Raw genomic sequence first — 23,096 nt, forward strand, 5'->3', positions numbered from 1 at the left:
TAATCAGGCGCGATCCGACCCAATCGCCGTATCGCCGCAATGTCTACACGTTGCATCTGGAGACACTCGCCGGGGAAGAACTTATCGCCTTACCTGTGGAGTTTGGCGCTCTTTGGCGGTGTTCTTTGATCGCATCGTGTCGCTAGTTGCCGATGACGAGGATGCTGGCTGCGGCCTCGATGACGTCGTCAGTGATGGTGTCGAGCTGGTTGATCTTGAGTACGCGATTGATCTGGGGGAAGAGTTGTTCGAGGAGGCGGAAGTTGCCGCGAGTGATGCGCTCGATGGCGGCGGTGGCTTGCGCGTCGGTGAAATCGTCGGGGTCGAGGGTCTTGCCGAGTCGTTTCCAATGGCGGTCGAGGACGAACAAGAGTTCTTCGCGGCCGAGGGTCCGATAGTGGTGTGAGAATCCGAGGCGGCTGTAGAGCTGTGGGTAGTGGCGGAATCGTTCGTCGATACCGGGCATGCCGAGCAGGATCATCGCGAGGTGGATGCGGTCGTGCTGGTCCCGCAGCAGCTCCAGGGCGGTTGGGGGTGAGTCGTTCGGCTTCGTCGATGATCAGGAGTTCGACGAGGCGGGTGACGTCGTTCTGCCGTGCCGGCTCTGTCTCAGGCTTGAGGGAGCGGAGGTGTTCGTCGGCGCAGATCCCGACTTTCACCTGCCAGTGATCGATGTCGCGCATGAGGTCCTTCGGGCGGCGGAGGACTTCGGGTGTGTAGAAGACGGTGCGAGATCGGTTCGCGAGAACATAGTGCTTCGCGTCGTGGTCCCCGCGCGGTCCCCACTCGTTGATGTAGGGCTCGAGAGCGTCCCAGTTCGCGTAGCGGCGGGCGGATTTGGTCTTCCCAACGCCGGCAGCGCCGTGAAAGATCCCGATCGTTTTCTCTTTCCGTACGGCGTTGGCGAACTCGGTGAAGCGTCGGTCTTCTTTGGTGACGATGAATGCCTGGTTCATCACTCGTCCTCTGCGTAGGTGCGCAGCTTCGGACGCCGCTTCGTCGGTTCGGGAGTGCGGGGTTCCTCGCGATTGGCAACGGTCGGGATGCGATCGTTGATCGCGTGACGCAGCTTCTTGCGGCTGGCCCGGCGGGCGGTCTCGGTGTCGCGGAGGCTGAGCCGGAGATTGGGGTGGGCTTCGTCGATGGCGGTGCAGATGAAAGTTTCTCTGTCGTAAATGCGGATCTCCGAGATATCGCGGGGGTCGTACCGGATCGTGATGGTGTGCCCGACAAACGGGGCAAGGGTTGGGGCGAGATAGCGCTGGCCTTGGAAGTGGATGCCGTCGCGTTGCACAACCCAGTTCTTCGGAACAGAAAGGAGCAGACCGTCGAGTTCTTGAAGACTGTCGGGCATCCGCGGCGACCAGCCGTCGGCAACCCACCCTCACGCGGTGAGACCCCCAGCTCACGATGGGTTCGGTCTCTGTAGGTGCCGATGAATTCGCCGATCGCACGATCGAGCCCGGCAAGATCAAGGACCGGCGCGGGGGTCCGGCTGCCGGGTCAAGGCGGCCGGGAAGCGTGGCCAGGAGTTCGGTGTTAATGGTGCCGAAGAACCGCTCAATCTTTCCCCGCCCTTGAGGCCGCCCGACGGTCGAGTGAATGATCCGAATGTGCAGGGCAAGAGCAGTCTGCTCGAGGTGGTGGCTGATGAAATCGGAACCGTGATCGACGTGCAGGATGTCGGGGATGCCGCACATCGCCCAGGCGGGGTCCGTCTTCCGCCAGATCGCTTGCCGGAGAACGAGGGCGGTGTTGATGGCGGAGGAGGCGCCGGTGAAGACCATATCCGCAGACGGTGGTCAGCCAAGGTCGGTCGGGTTTCCCCGTCGGCACCGACGATGTGGATGTCGAGTTCCGTGCGCTCCGACTGCCACGTCTTGTTGGGGTGCTCCGCTCGGCGGCGGAAAACGAGCTCGTGCTCCCGATACGAGACCGGCCCTATTAAGTGCCAGGGTGACGAGGGCCAGGTCGAGGGCCTGCACAATGTGCCGCACGGTGGCATAGCTTGGCGCCGGCAGCTCACGTGCGTGCGCGTCGGCGACAGCAAGGCGATGCAAGGTGGCGATACTCGGGCGTGGTCGAATAAGTGCCAGCCGTTCGATGAACGCGACCGTCTCCGCTGAGGTTCGGCGTACCCTTGTCGGTGCGCGCAAGAGGGTCGAGGGCAGTTACACCGCCCACCTGGTAGAGCTGATGCCAGCGCTGCAGCGTCCGTGCGGAGACCCCGGTCTCCCGGGCGAGGACAGCGAGCGGGATCTGATCTTCGACATGCAGCCGAAGAACACACCACCGTTCCGCAGCGTCCACGAGTCACCTACACGGTCGTGCTCTCGCGGGCCGCGAGGGCCTGCTGGTGGCGGTAGAGAGTGGCGCGGCTCCACCCGACGAGTTTCGCCGCGTCCTCGGCGGTGCGGCCCTTCGCCCTCGCTTCCGTGACGAGCTTGAGCTTGTCGGCAACGACGACTGGATCCGACAGAGGCCGGCCGAACTTGGTCCCGCCTTGCCGGGCGGCCGTGATCCCGGCGTGCACTCGTTCCGTTATCAGCTCGCGCTCGTATTCGGCCAAGGTTGCGAGCATGTTCAGCATCCTCTCGGGTCGTTGCGGCCAAAATCGACTTCGGCGAGACGAATCAGACTGCCTTAAGCCCGGCGAGCAGAAGCTCCACGGCTGAACGTGACTCCGGCACCCAGAGCGGCCGGTCGTGTGCGGATGCAATGCCGTGCAGCACGATCATCACAGCCCCGACGACCACATCGGCTCGGATGGCGCCCTCGACAGCCGCCCGACTCATGAGCTCGGCGACGGTGCGCTCGAGTTCGATTCCGCCGCTAGCCAGCACTGTCGGGTCCGCGACTGCAGCGAGCGTGCGGGCGAGACCTGTGTGGGACAGCACATAATCGACGAACCCGCGCAGAAAGATATCAAGGTTCTCGCCAGCGGACCGCGCAGGATCGTGGGCCTGATTGCAGAGAGCAGCCACTTCGCCTTCATACACTGCCGCGGCCAAAGCCTCGCGCGTCGGGAAGTGTCGATAAAGGGTACCCACGCCCACGCCGGCGCGCGCCGCGAAGTCATCGAAGCGCAACTGTTCGTCCCGATCGAACACGTCCCGGGCGGCGGCGACGATCGAATCGCGGTTGCGACGGGCGTCAGCTCGCAGTGCTCGTTCTTCCGCCACGCGATGTCCTTTTTTTGACAAATGGAGATGTCCTCCATATTCTCATATGTGGAGACAGGCTCCATCTTATCGAAGGAACAAACCATGCGCATTCTCATGTTCGGGCGCGGAGTGATCGCTACGATCTACGGTCGCGTGCTAGACGCCGCTGGTCACGACGTCGAGTTCTACGTGCGTCCGGGTCGCGCAGTGCAGTACGGGGACGAGGTGCAGCTGGACTGGATGGACGGGCGCAGCAAGCCGTTGGGCCGGCGGGTTCGTGAAACGTTCCGAACTCCGTTGCGGGAGTCCATCGATCCGGACAACGGGTTCGATCTGATCGTGCTCAGCGTCGGGCATCATCGTCTCGCCGAGGCATCCGCATTCCTGGCTCCCCTAATCGGCGATGCCACCGTGCTCGTGTTCGGCAATCTTTGGGAGGAGCCACTCGCCGCGGTCGCGCCGCTTCCGTCCGATCGAGTGGTGTTCGGGTTTCCGCAGGCGGGCGGCGGTTTTCTCGAGGACGGCGTGCTGTGGGGCGCCCTGTTGCCCTCCGTGATCATCGGCACTACTGATGCCTCACCGAGCGCTCGCGAGCAGGAAGTGATGTCGGTCTTCCTGGAGGTGGGTCTCGCCGTGCGGCAGGAAACGGACATGCGAGGGTGGCTGTGGATCCACTTCATCGCAGACGCCGGCATGTTCACGCAGGCAATGCAGAGCGGATCGCTCGCGAACATGATCGGAGACCGTCGAGCACTACGCGAGGCATTCCTGACCGGCCGCGAGCTGCTTCCCGTTCTCGAGGCTCGAGGCGTCGACCTCCGTCGACACGGCGCCGTACTCCTGCCGTTCCGGCGGCCCCTCCTCGTGGCCGTTGCGCTCGCCTGGGCGTCGCGGCTGATCCCGATCGCTCGGCGAAGTCTCGCGGCCCACACCGATCCGAACACCCCGGAAGAACGCGCCGTGATCGACGACACACTGCGCGAAGCCCGACGACTCGGCATCCCCACCCCACGCCTCGAGCGCTGAATCTCTGCATTTTCAGCTGCGTCTCTACCCCAACCAAGAACTAAGACAGGACACTCGCATGGCAATTCTTCTCCAGCGTTTAGGCCTCTTTTCCGCACGGCGTCGATGGTGGGTGATCGTGGCATGGATCACCATTTTGGCAGGGGTTGCGTCCGCTTACGCGACCGCTGGCGGCGCCCTCTCGTCGTCGTTCTCAATTCCCGGGACACCGGCTCAGAAGGTCAACGACCAGCTCGCAGAAGCCTTCGCGAGCGCCAGTGGTGGCACCGGACAGATCGTATTCTCGACGCGCGACGGGGAGGAGTTCACGCCGGCGCAACAATCGTCCATCGCTGATGCTCTAGACAGGGCCAGCAAGGTCGACGGGGTCAGCGGCACGATCAACCCCTTCGATGCCGCCAAGCAGCGGGATGCAGCCGCCGAACAACTGGCTGCCGCCGAAGCTCAGCTATCCGCGGCTACGGCGATGCCCGGTCTTCAGGCGCAAGAGATCGACGACCAGCAACGACTCCTGGCAGCGGCGTCCGGCGTCAAGAGCCTCTCGACAGACGGAAATACTGGCATTGCAACTGTAATCTTCACGGACGCGGCCGCCGACATCACACCCTCAGAGCTTGCCGTTGTCAGGGAAGCCGTCGACCAGCAGAAAATCGACGGCGTCGCTGTCGAATTCGACGCCGCCCTTGCCGACCCCGGTGGCCCTCCTGGCGCGACAGAGGTCATCGGCGTCGTCATCGCTGCCATCGTGTTGTTCATCATGCTGGGTTCGATGATCGCCGCCGGATTGCCCCTTATCGCGGCCGTTGTCGGGGTCGGGGTCGGAGCCCTCGGCGTCCTGTCCTTCTCCGGCGTCGTGGAACAGACCGAGACCACCCCGATCCTGGGCCTGATGCTCGGACTCGCCGTCGGCATCGACTACTCGCTCTTCATCCTGCACCGCCACCGCCAGAACCTTCGCGCCGGGATACCGCTGCGGAAATCCATCGGACTCGCAACAGGAACCTCGGGCACCGCGGTATTCTTTGCCGGCGTCACCGTGATCATCGTGCTCGCCGCCCTCAACATCACCGGCATCGGTTTCCTCGGCTTGATGGGAACAGCGGGAGCAGTTTGCGTCGCGATCGCCGTCCTCGTGGCCCTGACGCTCACGCCCGCGATGCTCGCCCTCGCCGGCACCAAGGTCCTTCCTAAGAAGGAACGACATCTCATCAGTTTGAACGAGAGCGCTCCAGATAGCGCGCCCCACGATCAGCCTCAGCTGACGGTCAAAAAACCCCGCAGAGACGGCAACATCGGGACCCGTCACCCCGTGATCGTCATCGTGGGCGGCCTGATCGTGATGCTCGTCCTCGCCCTCCCCGCGATGAACCTCCGGCTTGCACTACCGGACGCGGGATCACAGCCGGCGACGTCAACCCAGTACAAGGCGTACACGCAGATCGGCGACGCTTTCGGAGCCGGCATGAACGGGCCCATCCTCGTCGTCGCCAATGTACCCAGCACGACCAGCCCGAGCGAACTGACTCGTATCGAGGCCGACCTCGCCGATCAACTCATGGGCATCCCGAACGTTACCGCGACAGCGCTCGGCGGCGCCTCGGATGACAACCGAACGCTTATCTATCAGGTCATCCCGAAACAAGGCCCCTCAGCAGCTTCCACGGAGCAACTCGTGAAAGACCTCCGCGCATTCTCGCCTGAACTCGCGACAAGCTCAGACGTGACCATCGGCGTCACCGGGCTGACCGCGATCAACATAGACATCTCTACCAAACTCGGCAGCGCGCTACCCCTGTATCTCACGGTCGTCCTGGGACTCTCTATTCTGATCATGATCCTGGTGTTCCGATCCATCCTGATTCCCGTAGTCGCGACCGCCGGGTTCCTCCTGAGCATCCTGGCTACCCTCGGCACGGTAACCGCAGTGCTCCAGTACGGATGGGGGCTGTCCCTGCTCGGCCTGCACACCCCCACACCGGTACTCAGCATCCTCCCAACCCTTCTGGTCGGAATCGTCTTCGGCCTCGCCATGGACTACCAACTCTTCCTCGTCTCAGGGATGCGCGAAGCACACGTTCACGGCAAGAACGCGAAAGACGCCGTACGAGCCGGAATCAATACGTCCAGGTCGGTGATTACAGCAGCTGCGATCATCATGATCGGCGTCTTCGGCGGCTTCGCTCTTTCAGAAAGTGCGACCATCACGCCCGTCGGTCTCGGCCTCGCTCTCGGGGTTCTCATCGACGCGTTCCTCGTGCGGATGCTGCTCGTACCAGCAACCATGACCCTGCTGGGCGAAGCGGCCTGGTGGATGCCCAAATGGCTAAACAAGATCCTGCCCAATGTCGATGTGGAAGGCAGCCAACTGGAGCAGCAGACACACACGGAGGTACGCATCCCGATTCACGCCTGAGGATCAATCCGGTCACCTCTATGCTGACCGAAGTCGCCTCGATGGCGGAAATGCGACGCTAAACCGTCACACGACTTGAACCAGTCGAAACGCCCGGGCAACGCACCAGTCATTTCCGCCATCGAACGCTCGCCGGACAGAATCGACTACGAGGGAGCGCAACAGGAGCAGGTCTACGCTTGCGGCCGCCTGTCAATCGACGAAATGTGGGAGTACACGGGAACCGTAGGTATTCGCTTCCTCGTAGGGGACATCGCTATCGCGGAGGAAGCCGGCGGTCGCCAATGTCGTACCGCACGTGCCGGCCGAGCTTTAGGTACGGCGGCCCTGTATGAGTCAGGCGCCAGTCTTCCAGCGTTCGCTCGGGCAGTCGGAGCATCTCCGCAAGTTCCTGCTGGGTGAGAAACGTCGAAGTGATCAGAGTCATCGCGTCCATACCCAGAAGGTGCGCGCACGAAGCCGTGGGCAGCCCGACTGGTTCAGGACGTGCCCGTATCAGCCCGTGCAGTAGGACACCACAGCACCCCTTAGAGAGCGTTACTGGGCCGTTTCTGGTCACAGAGGCTGTTTGAGGCCTTGACGGGAGGAGGGGCGATGGGCTGTTTCGCCGCGGAATCCTGCGCCTGTTACTGCTGGGGTACCTGGACTCGAACCAAGAACAAATGAACCAGAATCATCCGTGTTGCCAATTACACCATACCCCAATGGCGATGTCCGAGGACCGCGCCGAAAAGTAACTCTATCCCACTCCGGGGCGACCAGCCAAATTGACTGGCGGGTGTGTCGCGAGCGGGCCGAGGAGATCGCGGTTGATGGCCACGGCGGCGCGGGTGCCCTCGCCGGCGGAGATAAGTAACTGCTCCGGACCGGGCGGGGTGGTGTCTCCAGCGGCGTACAGCCCGGACACCGAGGTGCGGCCCTGGGCGTCGACGACGAGCAGGCCGGCGGCATCCGTGGCCGGGTTCAGCGCAGCCGCAAAGGTTGCCGCGGCCTCGTACCTGGGGCGCACAAAACCCCCCTCCCTGGCCACGAACTCGCCGTCGCCGACCTGGATGCCGGTCATGGCACCGCGCTCCCCCACCACGTCGGTGAGCGGACGCCGGTCGACCCGGATGCCGCGCGAGGCGAGCCCGGCCTCGTCGGCCTCGGTGACACGGCCGACGCCGTTGGTGAAGACGATCAGGTCGGCGGTCCACTGCGAGATGAGCAGGGCGTGTTCAGCGAGGTCGTCGGTCTCACCGATCAGGGCCAGGGCCCGGTCGGCTTCTTCGTAGCCGTCGCAGGCGATGCAGCTGTGCAGGTTGGTGCCATACCAGGCGCGAATACTCGGCAGCGCCGGCAGCGTCTCGGCCAGGCCGGTGGCGATGAGCACGGTTCGCGCCGCCACCACGCGGTTTTTCTCTCCGCGCATGCCCTTGGTGGACACGGTGAACCGTGCCGCGCCGTCGCCGGGCAGCTGCTCGACGGAGCGCACCAGGCCCACGTGGAACTCGGCGGACGGGTAGGCCTCGTACTCCTCGCGGCCAATGCGTCGCAGCTCCAGCGGCGGCACACCGTCGCGGGTGATGAAGCCGTGCGAGCGCAGCGTGGCGGAGTGCCGGGGCCGGTTGCTGTCGATCATCAGGGTGCGGCGGCGGGCGCGCACGAGGCTGAGGCCGGCGGCGAGCCCGGCCGGTCCGGCGCCGATGATGACGACGTCGTACGGCGCCACACCGGCCCCGGCAGCGGAATCGCTGCCGGGGCCCGTGGCGGCACTCAACGGGCCATCGGTCGTCATGACACCAGGGTCGCCGAGAGCCGATCCAGGCGAGCCAGCGTGTCGGTCCGGCCGAGGATCTCCATCGACTCGAACAGCGGCGGCGAGATCTTGCGACCCGACACGGCAACACGCAGGGGGCCGAACGCCACCCGCGGCTTGAGGCCGAGGCCGTCGATCAGCGTCTCGGTGAGGGTGCTGTGAACGAGCTCATGGGTCCACTCCGCTTCGGGAATGCTCCGCAGTGCCGTCGTGGACGCGGTAAGAATCTCGGCAGCGTTCTGCGGGAGAGAGGCGAGCGCATCCGGCTGGTGCTCGAGCATGTCGGCGCTCTGGAACAGGAAGCCGAGCATATCCGGCGTCTCGCCGAGCAGTGCGATGCGCTCCTGCACGAGCGGGGCGGCGGCGGTGAGGATGGCCTGCTCGGTGTCGCTGAGCGGCTCGGTGAGCACGCCCGCCTTCACCAGGTAGGGAACCACGCGCACGGCGAAGTCGGCCGGCTCGAGCAGGCGGATGTGGTCGCCGTTGAGCGATTCGGCCTTCTTGAGGTCGAAGCGGGCGGGGTTGGGGTTCACGTCGACGACGTCGAACGCGGCGATCATCTCCTCGATGGAGAACACGTCGCGGTCGTGGGTGAGGGACCAGCCCAGCAGGGACAAGTAGTTCACCAGGCCCTCGGGAATGAAGCCGCGCTCGCGGTGCAGGAACAGATTCGACTCCGGGTCCCGCTTGGAGAGCTTCTTGTTCTTGTCACCCATCACGTAGGGCAAGTGGCCGAAGCGCGGCACAAAAGTGGTGATTCCGATGTCGATGAGCGCGTGGTACAGCGCGATCTGACGGGGCGTGGAGGAGAGCAGGTCTTCGCCGCGCAGCACATGGGTGACGCCCATCAGGGCGTCGTCGACGGGGTTCACGAACGGGTAAAGCGGATGTCCGTTGGGCCGCACCACGACGAAGTCGCTGAACGAGCCGGCCGGGAAGGTGATCTCGCCGCGCACCAGGTCGTCGAAGGAGAGCTCGGTGTCTGGCACCTTGAGGCGGAGCGCGGGCTCGCGGCCCTCGGCGCGGAAGGCGGCCTTCTGCTCGTCGGTGAGGTCGCGCTCGTAGTTGTCGTAGCCGAGCTTGGCGTCGCGGCCGAGCTTGATGTTGCGTTCGGCGATCTCCTCGCCGGTGGCGAAGCTCTCGTAGATGTGGCCGGACTCGATGAGCTTGGCGATCACATCGCGGTAGATGTCGTAGCGCTGGGACTGGCGGTACGGCTCGTTGGGTCCGCCGGCTTCCACGCCCTCGTCCCAGTCCAGGCGCAGCCAGCGCATCGCGTCCAGGAGCTGGGTGAAGCTCTCCTCGCTGTCGCGGGCCGCGTCGGTGTCCTCCACGCGGAAGATGAATTTACCCCCGGTGTGCCGGGCGTATGCCCAGTTGAACAGGGCCGTACGGATCAGGCCGACGTGGGGCGTTCCGGTGGGCGAGGGGCAGAACCGCACGCGCACATCAGTGCCGGTGGCGGTCGAGAACGGGTGTGCTGTTGTAGTAGACATACTGTTGTCATCCTATCGAGGGTGTGCCGCGTTCCAACCTCGAAGTGAGCGAAGCCTGCAGCGACCAGGGCGCCGCGTCGATCTCGCCGATGGCCCGGATGGTGGCCGCCACCGCCGGAATCGACTCCGCCCCCTCGGTTCCGACCAGGTGAATCGTGCGGAAGTCGCCGCCCGTCGTGGGCCGGGCCACGATGCCCGCTGGCAGCGGCGACGCCGCGATGGCCAGGGCGGGCACGAGCGCCACGCCAAGGCCCGCCGCGACCATGCCGAACACGGCCACGACGTTGTCGGTCTCGTAGGAGATGCTCGGGCTGAACCCGCTGCGGGTGGCGAGGTCGAGCAGGTGGGCTCGGCAGCGCGGGCAGCCGCCGATCCACTGCTCCGCGGCCAGCAGGGCCAGGTCGATGCGGTCGCGGCCGGCGAGGGGGTGCTCGCGGGGCACGACCACGAGCATCTCGTCGCGCCAAAGCGGCACGACGGTGAGTCCCTGGGCGCTCTGCCGGTGTGGGTCGGCCTGGTCGCCCGTGTAGCTGAAGGTGATCGCGAGGTCGGCGGCCTGGTCGCGCACGGCCCTCACGGCCTCCGGCGGCTCGGCCTCGACGTAGTTCAGCTGCACGCCGGGGTGCCGCTGGGAGAGACCGCGCAGCAGGGTGGGGATCACCGTGGCCGAGGCGGAGGGGAACGCGGCGAGGGTCACCCGGCCGCTGCGGAGGCCCACCAGGTCGCTGAGTTCGCCCGCCGCCGCATCCAACGCCTGGGTCACGGTGGCCGCGTGCCGGGCCAGGATGCGGCCGGCCTCGGTGAGCCGCACGCCGCGGCCGGCCTTGGCCACCAGCGGCATGCCCAGGCGAGCCTCGAGCCGTTTGAGGTGCTGGCTCACGGCCGGCTGGCTGTAGCCGAGCGAGCGGGCTGCGGCCGTGATCGAGCCCAGCTCGTTGATGCGGTGCACGATGCGCAGCGCGTGGGAATCTACATCGAGTGCACGTTGAACATTTTCGGGCATGCCCGAATCATAACGAGCAGTTATCTAATTGATCGAGGACTGGGCATTGCCGAATGGATCGATGGAGGCAACGCTGGGTGGATGCGATCGACCGTTCCACCCTCAGCTCCAGCCTCGGCGCCGTCTCCAGCTCTGTCCTCGGCACCGGCACCGGCACTGACCATGGCCGAGGCGCAGGCCGCCTACTCCCCTACGAGCACGCGTTATCTGGCCGCGTGCACCGCGGGGTTGCCCACCCTGGACACCGTGCGGGCGCTCCGCGAGGACGCCGACACCTGGGGCAACGGCCTGGCCTCCCCGGCGCACTATCAGGTCGAAGTCGACCGGGCCCGCGCTCTCTACGCCGGACTGGTCGGGGTGGGCACCGACCGGGTGGCCGTTGGGTCGCAGGCATCGGTCATGGCGGCCGTGCTGGCCGCATCCGTGCCCGCGGGCCGCGAGGTCGTGTGCATTGATGGGGACTTCACGTCGATGGTCTTCCCGTTCCTGCAGCAAGAGCACCGAGGAATCACGGTGCGCCACGTACCGTTGGCCCAGCTCGCGGCCTCGCTCACCGAGCGCACCTGGCTGGTCGTCTTCTCGCTGGTGCAGTCCGCAACCGGCGAGATCGCGGACGCGCCGGCCATCCGGGCCGCGGCCGCCGCGGTGGGAGCATTCACGCTCTGCGACACGACGCAGTCCACCGGCTGGCTACCCGTGCACGCCGACGACTTCGATGCCACGATCTGCCACGCCTACAAGTGGCTGGGCGCACCGCGCGGTGCGGCATTCCTCACCGTGCTGCCCGCCCTGGCGGCGGTGCTGCGCCCCGTGCAGGCCGGCTGGTTCGCGGGCGACGACCCGTGGGCATCTTGTTATGGCCCCACCATGACCCTGGCGACGGATGCCCGACGCTTCGACGTGTCGCCGGCCTGGCCCGCCTGGGTGGGCACGCGGGTGGCTCTCGAGTTCTTCGCAACACTGGACCCGGCCACCGTGTACGCCCACGACACCGGCCTGGGCAATGCGCTCTGCGCCGGGCTCGGGCTGCCCGTGAACAACCAGGCCATCGTCACGTGGGCCGACCCCGCCGGCATCGACCTGGCCCGCCTCACCGCCGCCGGCATCACCGCCTCCGGCCGGGCCGGCCGCGCCCGCGTGGGCTTCCACCTCTGGAACGACTCCTCCGACGTGGATGCCGTGCTAGCGGCCCTCGCCCAGCCCCAGTCTCGCGAACTGCGACTTAAGCCCCAGAATCTCGTGACGTGAGGTGCTTAGCTCACGGTTCGCGGATGGGGTGGGCTGGGTGGGGTGAGCCGGGCCTCGGGCGGGCTACTTCTGGGCGGCCACCGCGTCGATGATCGCGCTGGCCAGCTTCACGGAAGACGCCGGGTTCTGGCCCGTGTAGAGGTTGCGGTCGATCTCGATGTGCTCGGCGAAGGAGGCACCCTCGACGAAGTCGGCACCGAGCTCGACCAGGCGAGCCTGCACGAGCCACTTGGCCTTCGGGGCGAGTCCGCCCAGGGCCTCTTCGGCGTCGGTGAAACCGGTCATGCGGTAGGCCAGGAACGGCCAGGTGCCGTCGGCGGCCGTCGCGGCCAGTAGCGCGGCCGGGGCGTGGCACAGCACGCCGAGGATCCGACCGGATGCGATGGTGTCGGTCATGATCTGGCCACTGGTGGCGTCGACCGCGAGGTCCTCCATGGGGCCGTGTCCACCGGGATAGAAGACCACGTCGTAGTCGGCAACAGTGACGTCATCGAGCGATGCCGGGCTCTTCAGTGCGGGCATCGAGCCGAGGTAGCTGCGGAGCTCGGTGGAGCGCTCCTCGCCCCCGGTGGCCCCGGCGACCAGGCTGCCCTCGTCGACGGTGGGCGCGATGCCCTGAGGGGTGGCGATGGTGATCGACCAGCCGGCCTCGGTGAAGAGGCGGTGCGGCTCGGCAAGTTCCTCGGCCCAGTACCCGGTGGGGTGCAGGGTGCCATCGTTGAGGGTCCAGTGGTCAGCGGCGCTGACGACGAAGAGTACGGAAGTCATAGTTTCTCCAGTGGCGAATTCAGTAACGATACGGAAAGGGCAGTGAGCTCAGCTGGCGGCCGTGGTCGACTCGAGAACGGACGTCTTGACAACCATCTTGCCGGTGTTCTCTCCGCGTAGCATGCCCAGGAAGGCATCGACCGAGTTCTCGATGCCGTCAACGACGGTCTCGTCGAAGACGATGTCGCCGGCCGCGAACCACGCGCCCATCTGCTCGGTGAAGGCGGGGAAGTGCGCCAGGTAGTTGCCCACGGTGAAGCCCGTGAGGGTGAGTCCGCGGGTGACGATGTTGACCATGTTCTGCACACCGGTGGGGCCATCGGTGCGGTTCATCTGCGAGATGGCACCACAGAGCGCGGCGCGGCCGCCGTCTTTGAAGGCACCGAGAGCGGCGCTCAGGTGGTCGCCGCCGACGTTGTCGAAGTACACGTCGATGCCCTCGGGGGCGGCCTCGGCCAGCTGGGTGGCGAGGTCGCCGGTCTTGTAGTTGAAGGCCGCGTCGAAGCCGTACTTCTCGGTGAGCAGTGCCACCTTCTCGTCGGTGCCGGCGGAGCCGATCACGCGAGCGGCACCTTTGAGGCGAGCGATCTGGCCGACCATGCTGCCCACGGCACCGGCGGCGCCGGAGACGAAGACGGTGTCGCCCTCCTTGAACCTGGCAACCTCGAGCAGGCCCACGTAGGCGGTGAGCGCGGTCATGCCCAGCACGCCGAGGTACGCGGACGACGGCACGTTGGGAATCTCGGGAACGACGCGGAAGCCAGCGGCGTCTTCCTGCACGACGTCGCGCCAGCCGTACTGGTGCACGACGAGGCTGCCGACGGCCACGGACTCGGCGGCCGACTCGACGACGCGGCCGACAGCGCCGCCGCCCATGGTCTCGCCGAGCACGAACGGCGGAATGTAGGACTTGACGTCATTCATACGGCCGCGCATGTAGGGGTCGACGGAGATGAAGTCGTTCACGACGCGCACCTGGCCGGCCGCCAGGTCGGGCAGGTCGATAACGGCGGTGCTGAAGTCGGCTGCGGTGGGCCAGCCGGTGGGCCGGGCGGCGAGCTGAATCTGGGTGCTGGTGCCTGTCGTCATGAGAAGAATCCTTACTGTTCGCGGTCGGTGCCGGGGCGTTCGTGGCGTCCCTGTTTCAACGGATCGTTTTCTGCACCGATCGTTTTACTATAGCCGGGCTATCGGTTATAGTGAAACGAACGGTACAGAACATTCACAGCATCACCGCTCGCAACACCCACGGACCAGACGTCAGCGGGACGGAAGGCAGGCAGCTCATGGGACGGCTCCAGACGTTCGACAGCACCGCGGTCGTGCAATCCGCCCGCGACGTCTTCTGGGACCTCGGCTACGACGGGGCATCCCTGGCCGACCTCGAGACGGCGACCGGTGTCAACCGGTCGAGCCTGTACCACGCGTTCGGCAGCAAACGGGGGCTCTTCGACGCCGCCGTTGCCGATTACCGCGACACCGTCATCAGCCCTCGCCTGCGCGGCCTGCAGGCGGATGGTGCGGGCCGCCGGGACCTGCTGGCCTACTTCAACGAACTGCGGGAAGCCGTGGCCACGCTGCCGCTGGACTCCCCCCGGCGGGGCTGCCTCCTGGTCAACTGCGCCACGGGACTCGCCACGCACGACGAACCCGCCCGAGAAGTGGTGGAGGCGTACCGCACCGAGCTCGCGGCCGCGCTGCGCAACGCCCTCGCCAACGCCGGTGCCATCGCCCAAGCCGACCGCTCTCGGGACACCGGCTCCGAAACGTCCGCTTCCACCGAACGCACCGACGAACGGGTGCGCACCCTCGCGTCCCTCTCGATGAGCGCGATGCTGCTCGCCCGGGTCAACGCCGCCGAGTCGGACGCACTCCTGTCCACGGCCGCGGACCAGGTCCGCGTCTGGTTCCCCGCTCCCTGACCGCGCCCGCCGACCACTAACTGTTCCCCGTCCGGACATTTGCATCCGGTGCGCCGGGCACAATTGCCCGCTTGGGGAACAGTCGGTGGTCAGGTTGTTCGCGGTTCGAAGAAGAGCCTAGGCCGCGCGGCGGACGGGGTTGGTGAGCACGCCGAGGCCCGGGATCTCGATGCTCGCGGTGTCGCCGTCGGACACCTGCCGGGCGGCGCTGGATGAGCCGGTGAGGATCACGTCGCCGGGCAGCAGGGTGAACGAGTGCGAGAGGAACGAGACGATCTCCGCCATCGAGAACGCCAGCAGCGACACCTCCCCGCTCTGGAACTCGGTGTCGTTGACCCGGCCGAGAACGCGGCCATCCGCCGGATCGAACTCGGTGTCGATGACCGGGCCGAGCGGGCAAAAGGAGTCGAAGCCCTTGGCCCGGGCGCCGTGGCCGTCGCCCTCGCCCACGTCGACCGCGGTGACGTCGTTCGCGATCGTGTAGCCGAAGATGGCCCCGGGTGCGTCGGCGACGCTGAGGTTCTTGGCGACCCGGCCGATCACGATGGCCAGCTCACCCTCGACGCGCACGTCGTGGGATGCCGCGGGCAGCACGATGGGGTCGTTCGGTCCCACGACGGTGGTGTTGGGCTTGAGGAAGAACCGTGGCTCGGCGGGCTCCCCCGGCGCGGCCAGCGCCGCGGCCTTCTCCGCGGCATCCGCGAAGTAGGCACCGGCCAGGCCCACGACCTTGGAGCGGGGAATCACCGGCGCGAGCAGCGCCACATCCACCAGGGGCAGGCGCGCGCCGGTGGGGTTGTAGCCGGCGAACATCGGGTCGCCGGTAAGGACGACGAGTTCGTCGTCGTCGATGATGCCGAATGCGATGGTTCCGGCGTGGCTGAACCGGGCGATCTTCACGCGGTCACCCCGGCGCCCAGGCGCATCAACCAGCTGTGACGGTCTGGCAGACGGCCGTACTGGATGTCGGTGAGCTCCTGGCGGAGCGCCATGGTGATCTCGCCGGCGGGCGAGTCGGCGTCGCCGATGGTGAAACCGGTGCCCTTGAGCTGGGCGATCGGGGTGACCACAGCGGCGGTGCCGCAGGCGAACACCTCGGTGATCTCACCGGATGCCACGCCGTCGCGCCACTCGTCCACCGTTACGTCGCGCTCGATCACGGTCATGCCGCGGTCGCGGGCGAGCTGGATGATGCTGTCGCGGGTGACACCCTCGAGGATGGTGCCGGTGAGCCGGGGGGTGACGAGGGTGCCGGTGCCGTGCACGAAGAACACGTTCATTCCGCCGAGCTCGTCGATGTGGGTGCCGGTCTCGCCATCGAGGAAGAGTACCTGGGCGCAGCCGTTGTCGTAGGCCTCCTGCTGCGGCAGCAGGGAGGCCGCGTAGTTGCCACCGCACTTGGCGGCACCGGTGCCGCCGCGACCGGCGCGGGAGTACTCGGTGGACAGCCAGATCTTCACCGGGGCGACGCCGTCGGTGAAGTAGGCACCGGCGGGGCTGGCGATCACGTAGTAACCCACCTTGTGCGCGGCCCGCACGCCGAGGAAGCTCTCGTTGGCGATCATGAACGGGCGCAGGTACAGGCTGGTCTCCGGTGCGTCGGGCACCCAGGAGCCGTCGACGGCGATCATCTGCTTGACCGATTCGATGAAGTCGGCCACCGCGAGTTCGGGCAGCGCCAACCGGCGGGCCGAGCTCTGCAGGCGTTCGGCGTTCTTCTCGGGCCGGAACGTCCAGATGGAGCCGTCGGCGTGGCGGTACGCCTTCATGCCCTCGAAGATCTCCTGGCCGTAGTGCAATACCGAGGAGGCGGGGTCGAGCAGCAGCGGTCCGTAAGGCGTGACCCGGGCGTCGTGCCAGCCCTTCTCGACGGTCCAGTCGATGGTGACCATGTGGTCGGTGAAGTGCTTGCCGAAGCCGGGATCGGCGAGGATCGTCTCACGCTCGGCGCTGCTGCGGGCCGTCTGGGACGGCGTGAGCTCGAACTCGAGCGGGAAGGTGGTGGTCTGCTGGCTCATGGGAGTCCCTTGTCGTAGGCGGGAGTGCGGTTAGGCGGGAGTGTCGGTCAGGCGGGTCACGATCGCATCGCCGACGGCGCCGGTGGATCGTGGCTCCGCGGCGACGCTGCGGGCGATGATGTCGGCCGTGACGGCCGCGCTCACCCTGGCCGACGCATCCGCAAGACCGAGGTGGTTCAAGAGGAGCGCGACAGAGAGGATAGCCGCCGTGGGATCGGCCAGCTGCCGGCCCGCGATGTCGGGTGCCGAACCGTGAACGGGTTCGAACATGCTGGGGAAGCGACCTTCCGGATTGATATTTCCGGATGCCGCCAGGCCGATGCCGCCGCTGATTGCCGCTGCCAGGTCAGTGAGAATGTCGCCGAAGAGGTTGTCCGTGACGATGACGTCAAATCTACTCGGATTCGTGACGAGAAAAATCGTTGCCGCATCCACGTGCAGGTAATCGACGGTCACGTCCGGGTATTCGGCGGCGACCTCAGTGACGATGCGCTGCCACAGGCCGCCAGAGAAGACGAGAACGTTGGTCTTGTGCACCAGGGTGAGGCGCTTGCGCGGGCGGTTCTCGGCCGCTTCGAATGCGTAGCGCACGACCCGCTCCACGCCGAACGCCGTATTGACCGAGACCTCGTTGGCCACCTCCTGCGGGGTGCCCTGACGGATGGTGCCGCCGTTGCCGACGTAGGGGCCCTCTGTGCCTTCGCGCACCACGACGAAGTCGACCTCGCCGGGGGCGCCGAGCGGGCTGGGCACGCCGGGAAAGAGAACGCTCGGGCGCAGGTTCACATAGTGGTCGAGGGAGAAGCGCAGTTTGAGCAGCAGCCCGCGCTCGATGTTGGCGTTCTTCAGGCGCGGGTCGCCGGGCACACCGCCGACGGCGCCGAGCAGGATGGCGTCGTGGGCGCTGATCGCGGCCAGGTCCTCGTCGGTGAGCACGTCGCCGGTCTCGAGGAACCGGGTGGCACCGAGCGAGAAATGCGTGAGCTCGAAGTCGACGGGCTCGGGCGCGGTCACGGCGTCGAGCACCTTCAGCGCTTCGGCGACGACCTCCGGGCCGATGCCGTCTCCGGCGATGACTGCGAGCTTGACTGAGCGGGACATGCGGCTCCGATTACGGTGAGGCAGCCGGTGGGCTGGCGATATTGGCGCGATATTGGCTTGGAGATACCCTGCAAATCAACCCTACTGTGCGCATTCCGCTGTCTATGCTTGAGAATCCTGACCGTGCGCGTCGCCGACGCGCATGGGCCACCCCATTAGAAAGCAGTCACCTATGAGTATCGGATTGGGAATCTTCCTCTTCGTCGTCGGCGCCATCCTCGTGTGGGCGCTGAACATCCAGGTCGACTGGGTCGACCTCGACCTCGTCGGCTACATCCTGATGGGGGCCGGCGCCCTCATCTTCGTGCTCGGCCTGGTGTTGCTCACCCGCCGCCGCAGCAGCATCAGCACCACCCGCAGCGCCGTCGACCCGGTCAGCGGAGAGCGCACCGTGCAGCAGGAGCGCTCGATCGACGACGTGTAAACCTCGCTCCACCAACAAGAAAGCCCCGGATTCGCATCCGGGGCTTTTTTGTGCGTCTGGCTGGTTACTCGGTGATGTCGATGGCGACCATCACGTCGGCCGTGATCGCCACGCGGAGCGAGGCGAGCAGGGCTGCCGGCACCGGTGAGTCGACGGTCAGTACGCTGAGCGCCCGGCCGCCGGCCTCGTGGCGCGCGATCTGCATGCCGGCGATGTTGATTTCGGCGTCGCCGAACTCGCGGCCGTAGACCGCGACGATGCCGGGACGGTCGGTGTACAGCATGACGATGAGGTGCTCGGCGAAAGGCACCTCCACGTCGTAGCCGTTGACTTCGACGATCTTCTCGATCTGCTTGGTGCCCACCAGGGTGCCGGACACCGACACCTGCGAACCATCGGCGAGGGCGCCGCGCAGGGTGATCAGGTTGCGGTACTCGGGCGATTCGGTTTCGGTGATCAGGCGCACCGCGACACCGCGCTGCTCGGCGAGCAGGGGCGCGTTGACGTAGGAGACGGTTTCGCTGACCACGTTGGTGAAGATGCCCTTGAGGGCCGCGAGCTTGAGCACCGAGACGTCGAACTCGACGATCTCGCCACGCACCTCAACGTCGACGCTGGTGAGCGGGCTGTGGGCGGCGAGTCCGGAGAATACCTGGCCGAGCTTCTCGACGAGCGGGATGCCGGGGCGCACCGTCGGGTCGATGATTCCGCCGGCGACGTTCACGGCGTCGGGCACGAGTTCGCCCGACAGCGCGAGGCGCACCGACTTGGCGACCGAGACGCCGGCCTTCTCCTGGGCCTCGTCCGTGGACGCGCCGAGGTGCGGGGTGCTGATCAGGTTGTCGAGGCCGAGCAGCGGCGAACCTGTCGGCGGCTCGTTGACGAACACGTCCAGGCCGGCGCCGGCGATGGTGCCGTCAACCAGGGCCGTGTACAGGTCGGCTTCGTCGATGAGTCCGCCACGGGCGACGTTGACGACGTAGGCGGTCGGCTTCATGAGCCCTAGCTGGGGGGCGCTGATCATGCCAGTGGTCTCCGGCGTCTTCGGCATGTGGATGGTGACGAAGTCGGACTGCTCGAGCAGCTCGTCCAGGGTCACCGGGTGCACGCCCAGCTGCTGCGCGCGGGCCGAGGTGATGTACGGGTCGAAGGCGATGATGTTCACGCCGAAGGCCTGCAGGCGGGCGGCCACCAGGGCGCCGATGCGGCCGAGGCCGATGATGCCGACGGTCTTTTCGTACAGCTCGATGCCGGTGTACTTGGAGCGCTTCCACTGGCCCTGCGCGAGGGCGCCGTGCGCCGGCGGGATGTGGCGGGCCAGGCTGAGGATGTGGCCGACGGTGAGTTCGGCGGCGGAGATGATGTTGGAGGTGGGGGCGTTGACGACCATGACACCGGCCGCGGTTGCGGCCTTGATGTCGACGTTGTCGAGGCCGACACCGGCGCGGGCGATGACCTTCAGGTTCGGCGCTGCGGCCAGCGCCTCGGCGTCGACCTTGGTCGCGGAGCGGACCAGGATGGCGTCGGCGGAAGCCAGCGCAGAGAGCAGTGCGGCACGGTCGGTGCCGTCTACGTTGACAACGTCAAAGTCGGGGCCCAGGGCATCGACTGTGGCGGGCGAGAGTTCTTCGGCGATTAATACGACGGGCTTCGACACGAAAACAGATCCTTAGAAAGCGTTAGGCGATGGAAGCTCGCGCCTCGACGGTGGGGCGCCAGATACCACAACACCTTACTGGCACCAGAATGGACCAATGAGCCCCGAGGCAGCGACCAACGTCCTAACCGTGCTGAGGATCGTCCTGGCGGTGGTGTTCGTCGGCGCCGGGATCAGCCATTTCGCGCCCCCTGTTCAGCGCACGATGGCCGCCATGATCCCGCCACGACTGCGTGTGCAGGGTCTGCTGGCACCGATGAACCTCGTGATCTTCACCGGCCTGTGCGAGATCGCGGGCGGCATCGGGCTGCTTATCGAATCCACCCGTGTTACGTCCGGAGTCGCCCTGGCCGTGTTTCTCGTGGCAGTGTTCCCCGCCAACGCCTACGCGGCGCGGCACAAGGACCGGTTCGGCGCGGTCGCGATTCCGCTGGTTCCGCGGCTGCTCGGCCAGCTGGCGCTGATCGGCCTGGTGCTCGTGGCCGGCCTGGCCGGCTGAGCCCGCCTGGGGATCCCTAGACGATCAGGCTGCCGAGGCCGAAGACAAAGATGTCGAGGGAGATTGCCGAGACCAGGGTCAGCCCGGCCAGCATCAGCAGCGCCTGCGGACCGGCTTCCCGGCGGCGGCCGAGCCAGAACGCGACCCCGAAAACCACGATCGGGGCGAGGGCGCCCGTCAACAGCACGCCCCAGCCGAAGCCGCTCAGGGTGGTGTCGAGCCCCTGGGCGGCGTTGTTGAGGCCGATCAGGTTACCAAGGCCGGACCACGCGCTGTACGCATAGAACAGCCCGAACAGGATGGCGATGGTAGCGGAGAGCCACGCCGGGGTGCGGTGGGTGCGGGGCGTGTCGGTCGTGCCAGACGTGTCGGTGTTGTCAGTCTTGTCGGCGCTCATCAGAGTCCCCCGGTTCCGGCGATGAAGGGCAGGGGCGCCAACAGCACGACACCCAGGATGAGCCAGGTCCAGCGCAGGCGCGGCGTGCCGCGGGTGAGCCAGTACGAGGAGGCGAACCACACGAGCGGGGCGGCCACGGCCAGCCACGTGCCCAGCGAGAACATGAACTGGGCCAGCGGGTCGTTCAACGGGTTCTCGATGCGCCCGGCCCCGATGAACCAGCCGATTGTGTACAGCAGGTAGACGCCGCCGAGGACGCCCAGGCCGACGAGGGCCGACGACGACAGGGGTGCCCGACCCACGGGGCCATCGACGTAGCCGCCGGGTGAACCGGTCACGGCCCAGCCCTCGGGGAGGTCGCTTCCCGGCTCCGCTAGACCGGTGCCGCCGCCCGAGCGTTCAGCAGGCGCATCCGCGGGCTCTGGCGTGGTCGTGCTGCCGGACACGAGCGTGGGGTCGTCGTCGCCGGCCCAGCCGAGCGCATCGTCATCCCGAGAAGAAGTCATGTGTTCAGCCTACCGAGAGCCCAGGGCACCTCTGAGGCACAGCAGGGGGTAGTCTGGTGGGCTCGTTCGACCCCGGGCGAAAACAGGTTGACCATGCAGCACTATCTCGACACCAACCGCGCGAACTGGAACGATCGGGCCGCGGCCCACGCGGTGCGCACCGGGCTCGGCTATGGCGTGCAACGGTACGTCGACGATTCCACCCTGTTGTCGGATGTCGTGCGCTTCGACCGCGAGCGGCTGGGCGATATCGCCGGCGTGAAGACCGTGCACCTGCAGTGCCACATTGGAACCGACACACTTTCGCTGGCCCGGCTCGGCGCCCGGGTCACCGGGCTGGACTTCTCCCCGGTGGCTCTCGCCGAGGCCCGCGCCCTGGTTGCCGAAACCGGGGACGCCGTCGAGTTCGTCGAGTCCGATGTGTACTCGGCCCTCAGCGTTCTTCCCCAAGCCGAATTCGACCTGGTCTACACGGGCATCGGCGCCCTGTGCTGGCTGCCCAGCATCGACCGGTGGGCGGCCGTCGTCGCCGGGCTGCTGGCGCCGGGCGGGCGCCTCTTCATCCGTGAAGGCCACCCGATCCTGTGGACCATGGACGAGCGACTCGCCGACGACCTGCACCTGCGCTTCCCCTACTTCGAGCAGCAGGAGCCGCTGGAGTGGGACGCCGATTCCAGCTACGTCGCGACGGACCGGCCGATCACCAGCACGAAGACCTACGAGTGGAACCATGGGATCGGCGAGATCGTGACGGCGCTCCTGGACGCAGGCCTCACCCTGACGATGCTCGTCGAACACGACAGTGTGCCGTGGGAGGCCCTGCCCGGCCAGATGGTCGAGCGCCCCGGCGGCGAGTTCGCGCTGGATGAGCGTGCCGGGGTCGCGCCGCTCAGCTACACGATCCAGGCGGTCAAGCCGCTCGGCTGACGGGTGAGGCTGCGAGTCAGCGGCGCCGCACGGCCCGGGCCACGGCGATGCTCACGGCGATGACCCAGCCCAGCACCCCGGCCAGGCAGACCCGCTCGGCGAGTCCGAGCAGGCCGGGGGCGACGGCTGCGGTGACGCCCAACGCCACCAGCCCGACGGCGGCGACGCCGGTGAGCACGGCGGCGGCCGGATAGGCACTCGGCAGCTCGCTGCCGCGCAGCCACGCCGTCAACAGGCCGAAGGCGACCAGCGCGGCGAGGAAACCTGCGGCCGCGACGAACAAATGCGCGGTGCCCAGAGCGGTGGTCGGGGCGAGCCCGGGCGCGTCGGCGGGTGGGATGTCGGTGGGCAGGAACGCCAGCGCCGCCGAGCACACCCCGGCGGCCAGCATCAGGGCCAGGCCGGCCTGGCGTAACCGGGATCGCGGTCCGAACGAGGCGAGTGCAGCGACCAGGCAGAGCGTCACCACTCCCCTGGCCAGGAAGTTCAGGTTCATGATCCAGCCGTATGGACCCACGGCGAGGTTGCTCTCCGCCTCCGAGATCACGCTGTAGTGCGGCGGCAGCAGTTGCAGCACCACATCGACCAGCACGTAGAGCACCGCGCCCACCAGCGCCACGGTCGCCAGCACCCCGGTCGAACGGAATGCGGCCCGCCCTCGGGCGGCCCCGGCAGTCATAGCGTTCACCCGGGGAAGCCTATCGGGCCGAGGGGCCGGACCGTAGTGTC

At 66.9% G+C, this 23,096-nt stretch carries 23 protein-coding genes, 1 tRNA gene and 2 pseudogenes; 7 read left to right on the forward strand and 19 right to left on the reverse strand.

Annotated elements, in window-relative coordinates; translation table 11 throughout:
• Positions 1-142: 142 nt before the first annotated feature.
• The 5 genes and pseudogenes from E3O42_RS11500 to E3O42_RS11515 all read right to left on the reverse strand — a co-directional run bounded on the left by E3O42_RS11500 (position 143) and on the right by E3O42_RS11515 (position 3,182).
• Positions 143-956 (reverse strand): annotated as a pseudogene (locus E3O42_RS11500) (AAA family ATPase).
• A complete protein-coding gene (locus E3O42_RS18585; protein ID WP_241984789.1) occupies positions 956-1,354 on the reverse strand; it encodes a Mu transposase C-terminal domain-containing protein in 399 nt (132 codons plus the stop codon). Before E3O42_RS18585 ends, E3O42_RS11500 begins: the two are co-directional and overlap by 1 nt.
• A gap of 668 nt (positions 1,355-2,022) precedes the next feature.
• Positions 2,023-2,310 (reverse strand): helix-turn-helix domain-containing protein, encoded by a 288-nt coding sequence (locus E3O42_RS18590; protein WP_241984790.1) that lies wholly within the window; start codon positions 2,308-2,310, stop codon positions 2,023-2,025.
• A 7-nt stretch (positions 2,311-2,317) separates the two neighbouring features.
• Positions 2,318-2,590 (reverse strand): annotated as a pseudogene (locus E3O42_RS11510) (recombinase family protein); the annotation flags it as partial.
• A 43-nt stretch (positions 2,591-2,633) separates the two neighbouring features.
• On the reverse strand, positions 2,634-3,182 hold the full coding sequence (locus tag E3O42_RS11515; protein ID WP_134454063.1) for a TetR/AcrR family transcriptional regulator: 549 nt from the start codon (positions 3,180-3,182) through the stop codon (positions 2,634-2,636).
• 84 nt (positions 3,183-3,266) lie between these two features.
• Here E3O42_RS11515 and E3O42_RS11520 point away from each other — a divergent pair, with 84 nt between their 5' ends.
• Together E3O42_RS11520 and E3O42_RS11525 are read left to right on the forward strand one after the other, a co-directional pair.
• Positions 3,267-4,190 (forward strand): ketopantoate reductase family protein, encoded by a 924-nt coding sequence (locus tag E3O42_RS11520; RefSeq protein ID WP_134454064.1) that lies wholly within the window; start codon positions 3,267-3,269, stop codon positions 4,188-4,190.
• Positions 4,191-4,248: 58 nt separating this feature from the next.
• Positions 4,249-6,603, forward strand: a complete 2,355-nt coding sequence (locus E3O42_RS11525; RefSeq protein ID WP_134454065.1) for an MMPL family transporter — start codon at positions 4,249-4,251, stop codon at positions 6,601-6,603.
• A gap of 256 nt (positions 6,604-6,859) precedes the next feature.
• Here E3O42_RS11525 and E3O42_RS18845 read toward each other — a convergent pair whose 3' ends face one another.
• From E3O42_RS18845 to E3O42_RS11550, 5 genes are all read right to left on the reverse strand, one after another.
• The gene (locus tag E3O42_RS18845; RefSeq protein WP_134454066.1) at positions 6,860-7,039 is read right to left on the reverse strand and encodes a helix-turn-helix transcriptional regulator; all 180 of its coding nucleotides are present in this window, start codon (positions 7,037-7,039) and stop codon (positions 6,860-6,862) included.
• A gap of 196 nt (positions 7,040-7,235) precedes the next feature.
• Positions 7,236-7,307, reverse strand: a tRNA-Gln gene (locus E3O42_RS11535).
• A gap of 35 nt (positions 7,308-7,342) precedes the next feature.
• Positions 7,343-8,380, reverse strand: a complete 1,038-nt coding sequence (locus tag E3O42_RS11540; protein ID WP_134454067.1) for an NAD(P)/FAD-dependent oxidoreductase — start codon at positions 8,378-8,380, stop codon at positions 7,343-7,345.
• Positions 8,377-9,897, reverse strand: coding sequence for a glutamate--tRNA ligase (gene gltX / locus E3O42_RS11545; protein WP_134454068.1), 1,521 nt, complete (start codon positions 9,895-9,897; stop codon positions 8,377-8,379). The genes E3O42_RS11540 and gltX overlap by 4 nt, the downstream gene beginning before the upstream one ends.
• Before the next feature lie 7 nt (positions 9,898-9,904).
• Positions 9,905-10,900: a LysR family transcriptional regulator gene (locus E3O42_RS11550; RefSeq protein ID WP_134454069.1), complete on the reverse strand. Its 996-nt coding sequence runs from the start codon at positions 10,898-10,900 to the stop codon at positions 9,905-9,907.
• 81 nt (positions 10,901-10,981) lie between these two features.
• On the opposite strand from E3O42_RS11550, the gene E3O42_RS11555 reads away from it, so the two are divergent.
• A complete protein-coding gene (locus E3O42_RS11555; RefSeq protein WP_241984791.1) occupies positions 10,982-12,148 on the forward strand; it encodes an aminotransferase class V-fold PLP-dependent enzyme in 1,167 nt (388 codons plus the stop codon).
• Between the two features lie 63 nt (positions 12,149-12,211).
• Here the strand turns inward: E3O42_RS11555 and E3O42_RS11560 are convergent, their stop codons facing one another.
• Both E3O42_RS11560 and E3O42_RS11565 read right to left on the reverse strand, forming a co-directional pair.
• Positions 12,212-12,916 (reverse strand): type 1 glutamine amidotransferase domain-containing protein, encoded by a 705-nt coding sequence (locus E3O42_RS11560; RefSeq protein WP_134454070.1) that lies wholly within the window; start codon positions 12,914-12,916, stop codon positions 12,212-12,214.
• A 48-nt stretch (positions 12,917-12,964) separates the two neighbouring features.
• Positions 12,965-14,005 carry an NADP-dependent oxidoreductase gene (locus E3O42_RS11565; protein ID WP_134454071.1) on the reverse strand — a complete coding sequence of 347 codons (1,041 nt, stop codon included), beginning with the start codon at positions 14,003-14,005 and terminating at the stop codon, positions 12,965-12,967.
• Between the two features lie 197 nt (positions 14,006-14,202).
• Between E3O42_RS11565 and E3O42_RS11570 the strand changes: the two genes are divergently transcribed.
• On the forward strand, positions 14,203-14,838 hold the full coding sequence (locus E3O42_RS11570; RefSeq protein WP_134454072.1) for a TetR/AcrR family transcriptional regulator: 636 nt from the start codon (positions 14,203-14,205) through the stop codon (positions 14,836-14,838).
• A gap of 117 nt (positions 14,839-14,955) precedes the next feature.
• Here E3O42_RS11570 and E3O42_RS11575 read toward each other — a convergent pair whose 3' ends face one another.
• The 3 genes from E3O42_RS11575 to E3O42_RS11585 are packed head-to-tail and all read right to left on the reverse strand — an operon-like array spanning position 14,956 to position 17,957.
• Entirely contained in the window at positions 14,956-15,738 is a 783-nt protein-coding gene (locus E3O42_RS11575) for a fumarylacetoacetate hydrolase family protein (protein WP_134454073.1), read from the reverse strand.
• Positions 15,735-16,856, reverse strand: a complete 1,122-nt coding sequence (locus tag E3O42_RS11580; RefSeq protein WP_134454074.1) for a branched-chain amino acid aminotransferase — start codon at positions 16,854-16,856, stop codon at positions 15,735-15,737. The genes E3O42_RS11575 and E3O42_RS11580 overlap by 4 nt, the downstream gene beginning before the upstream one ends.
• A gap of 30 nt (positions 16,857-16,886) precedes the next feature.
• Complete coding sequence (locus E3O42_RS11585; RefSeq protein WP_134454075.1) at positions 16,887-17,957, reverse strand: 3-isopropylmalate dehydrogenase; 1,071 nt, start codon at positions 17,955-17,957, stop codon at positions 16,887-16,889.
• 172 nt (positions 17,958-18,129) lie between these two features.
• Here E3O42_RS11585 and E3O42_RS11590 point away from each other — a divergent pair, with 172 nt between their 5' ends.
• Entirely contained in the window at positions 18,130-18,381 is a 252-nt protein-coding gene (locus E3O42_RS11590; RefSeq protein ID WP_066596422.1) for a DUF6458 family protein, read from the forward strand.
• A gap of 64 nt (positions 18,382-18,445) precedes the next feature.
• Here E3O42_RS11590 and serA read toward each other — a convergent pair whose 3' ends face one another.
• Positions 18,446-20,038 (reverse strand): phosphoglycerate dehydrogenase, encoded by a 1,593-nt coding sequence (serA, locus tag E3O42_RS11595; RefSeq protein WP_134454076.1) that lies wholly within the window; start codon positions 20,036-20,038, stop codon positions 18,446-18,448.
• A 97-nt stretch (positions 20,039-20,135) separates the two neighbouring features.
• Here serA and E3O42_RS11600 point away from each other — a divergent pair, with 97 nt between their 5' ends.
• Entirely contained in the window at positions 20,136-20,537 is a 402-nt protein-coding gene (locus tag E3O42_RS11600) for a DoxX family protein (RefSeq protein WP_134454077.1), read from the forward strand.
• Between the two features lie 16 nt (positions 20,538-20,553).
• On the opposite strand, the gene E3O42_RS11605 is transcribed toward E3O42_RS11600, so the two are convergent.
• Positions 20,554-20,934 carry a bacitracin resistance protein gene (locus tag E3O42_RS11605; protein WP_194092317.1) on the reverse strand — a complete coding sequence of 127 codons (381 nt, stop codon included), beginning with the start codon at positions 20,932-20,934 and terminating at the stop codon, positions 20,554-20,556.
• The gene (locus E3O42_RS11610; protein ID WP_134454078.1) at positions 20,934-21,440 is read right to left on the reverse strand and encodes a DNA polymerase III subunit gamma/tau; all 507 of its coding nucleotides are present in this window, start codon (positions 21,438-21,440) and stop codon (positions 20,934-20,936) included. Before E3O42_RS11610 ends, E3O42_RS11605 begins: the two co-directional genes overlap by 1 nt.
• Before the next feature lie 93 nt (positions 21,441-21,533).
• On the opposite strand from E3O42_RS11610, the gene E3O42_RS11615 reads away from it, so the two are divergent.
• Positions 21,534-22,367, forward strand: a complete 834-nt coding sequence (locus E3O42_RS11615) for a class I SAM-dependent methyltransferase (protein WP_134454079.1) — start codon at positions 21,534-21,536, stop codon at positions 22,365-22,367.
• 16 nt (positions 22,368-22,383) lie between these two features.
• On the opposite strand, the gene E3O42_RS11620 is transcribed toward E3O42_RS11615, so the two are convergent.
• On the reverse strand, positions 22,384-23,046 hold the full coding sequence (locus tag E3O42_RS11620; protein WP_241984802.1) for a DUF998 domain-containing protein: 663 nt from the start codon (positions 23,044-23,046) through the stop codon (positions 22,384-22,386).
• Between the last annotated feature and the right edge of the window lie 50 nt (positions 23,047-23,096).

The sequence above is a fragment of the Cryobacterium adonitolivorans genome (assembly GCF_004402695.1).
Taxonomy (GTDB): domain Bacteria; phylum Actinomycetota; class Actinomycetes; order Actinomycetales; family Microbacteriaceae; genus Cryobacterium; species Cryobacterium adonitolivorans.

Excerpts from the sequence above, each read along its gene's own strand:
- E3O42_RS18585 (WP_241984789.1), bottom strand. The coding sequence starts at position 1,354 with ATGCCCGACAGTCTTCAAGAACTCGACGGTCTGCTCCTTTCTGTTCCG.
- E3O42_RS11520 (WP_134454064.1), top strand. The coding sequence starts at position 3,267 with ATGCGCATTCTCATGTTCGGGCGCGGAGTGATCGCTACGATCTACGGT.
- E3O42_RS11525 (WP_134454065.1), top strand. The coding sequence starts at position 4,249 with ATGGCAATTCTTCTCCAGCGTTTAGGCCTCTTTTCCGCACGGCGTCGA.
- E3O42_RS18845 (WP_134454066.1), bottom strand. The coding sequence starts at position 7,039 with ATGGACGCGATGACTCTGATCACTTCGACGTTTCTCACCCAGCAGGAA.
- E3O42_RS11540 (WP_134454067.1), bottom strand. The coding sequence starts at position 8,380 with ATGACGACCGATGGCCCGTTGAGTGCCGCCACGGGCCCCGGCAGCGAT.
- gltX (WP_134454068.1), bottom strand. The coding sequence starts at position 9,897 with ATGTCTACTACAACAGCACACCCGTTCTCGACCGCCACCGGCACTGAT.
- E3O42_RS11550 (WP_134454069.1), bottom strand. The coding sequence starts at position 10,900 with ATGCCCGAAAATGTTCAACGTGCACTCGATGTAGATTCCCACGCGCTG.
- E3O42_RS11555 (WP_241984791.1), top strand. The coding sequence starts at position 10,982 with ATGCGATCGACCGTTCCACCCTCAGCTCCAGCCTCGGCGCCGTCTCCA.
- E3O42_RS11560 (WP_134454070.1), bottom strand. The coding sequence starts at position 12,916 with ATGACTTCCGTACTCTTCGTCGTCAGCGCCGCTGACCACTGGACCCTC.
- E3O42_RS11565 (WP_134454071.1), bottom strand. The coding sequence starts at position 14,005 with ATGACGACAGGCACCAGCACCCAGATTCAGCTCGCCGCCCGGCCCACC.
- E3O42_RS11570 (WP_134454072.1), top strand. The coding sequence starts at position 14,203 with ATGGGACGGCTCCAGACGTTCGACAGCACCGCGGTCGTGCAATCCGCC.
- E3O42_RS11580 (WP_134454074.1), bottom strand. The coding sequence starts at position 16,856 with ATGAGCCAGCAGACCACCACCTTCCCGCTCGAGTTCGAGCTCACGCCG.
- E3O42_RS11585 (WP_134454075.1), bottom strand. The coding sequence starts at position 17,957 with ATGTCCCGCTCAGTCAAGCTCGCAGTCATCGCCGGAGACGGCATCGGC.
- E3O42_RS11590 (WP_066596422.1), top strand. The coding sequence starts at position 18,130 with ATGAGTATCGGATTGGGAATCTTCCTCTTCGTCGTCGGCGCCATCCTC.
- E3O42_RS11600 (WP_134454077.1), top strand. The coding sequence starts at position 20,136 with ATGAGCCCCGAGGCAGCGACCAACGTCCTAACCGTGCTGAGGATCGTC.
- E3O42_RS11605 (WP_194092317.1), bottom strand. The coding sequence starts at position 20,934 with ATGAGCGCCGACAAGACTGACAACACCGACACGTCTGGCACGACCGAC.
- E3O42_RS11610 (WP_134454078.1), bottom strand. The coding sequence starts at position 21,440 with ATGACTTCTTCTCGGGATGACGATGCGCTCGGCTGGGCCGGCGACGAC.
- E3O42_RS11615 (WP_134454079.1), top strand. The coding sequence starts at position 21,534 with ATGCAGCACTATCTCGACACCAACCGCGCGAACTGGAACGATCGGGCC.
- E3O42_RS11620 (WP_241984802.1), bottom strand. The coding sequence starts at position 23,046 with ATGACTGCCGGGGCCGCCCGAGGGCGGGCCGCATTCCGTTCGACCGGG.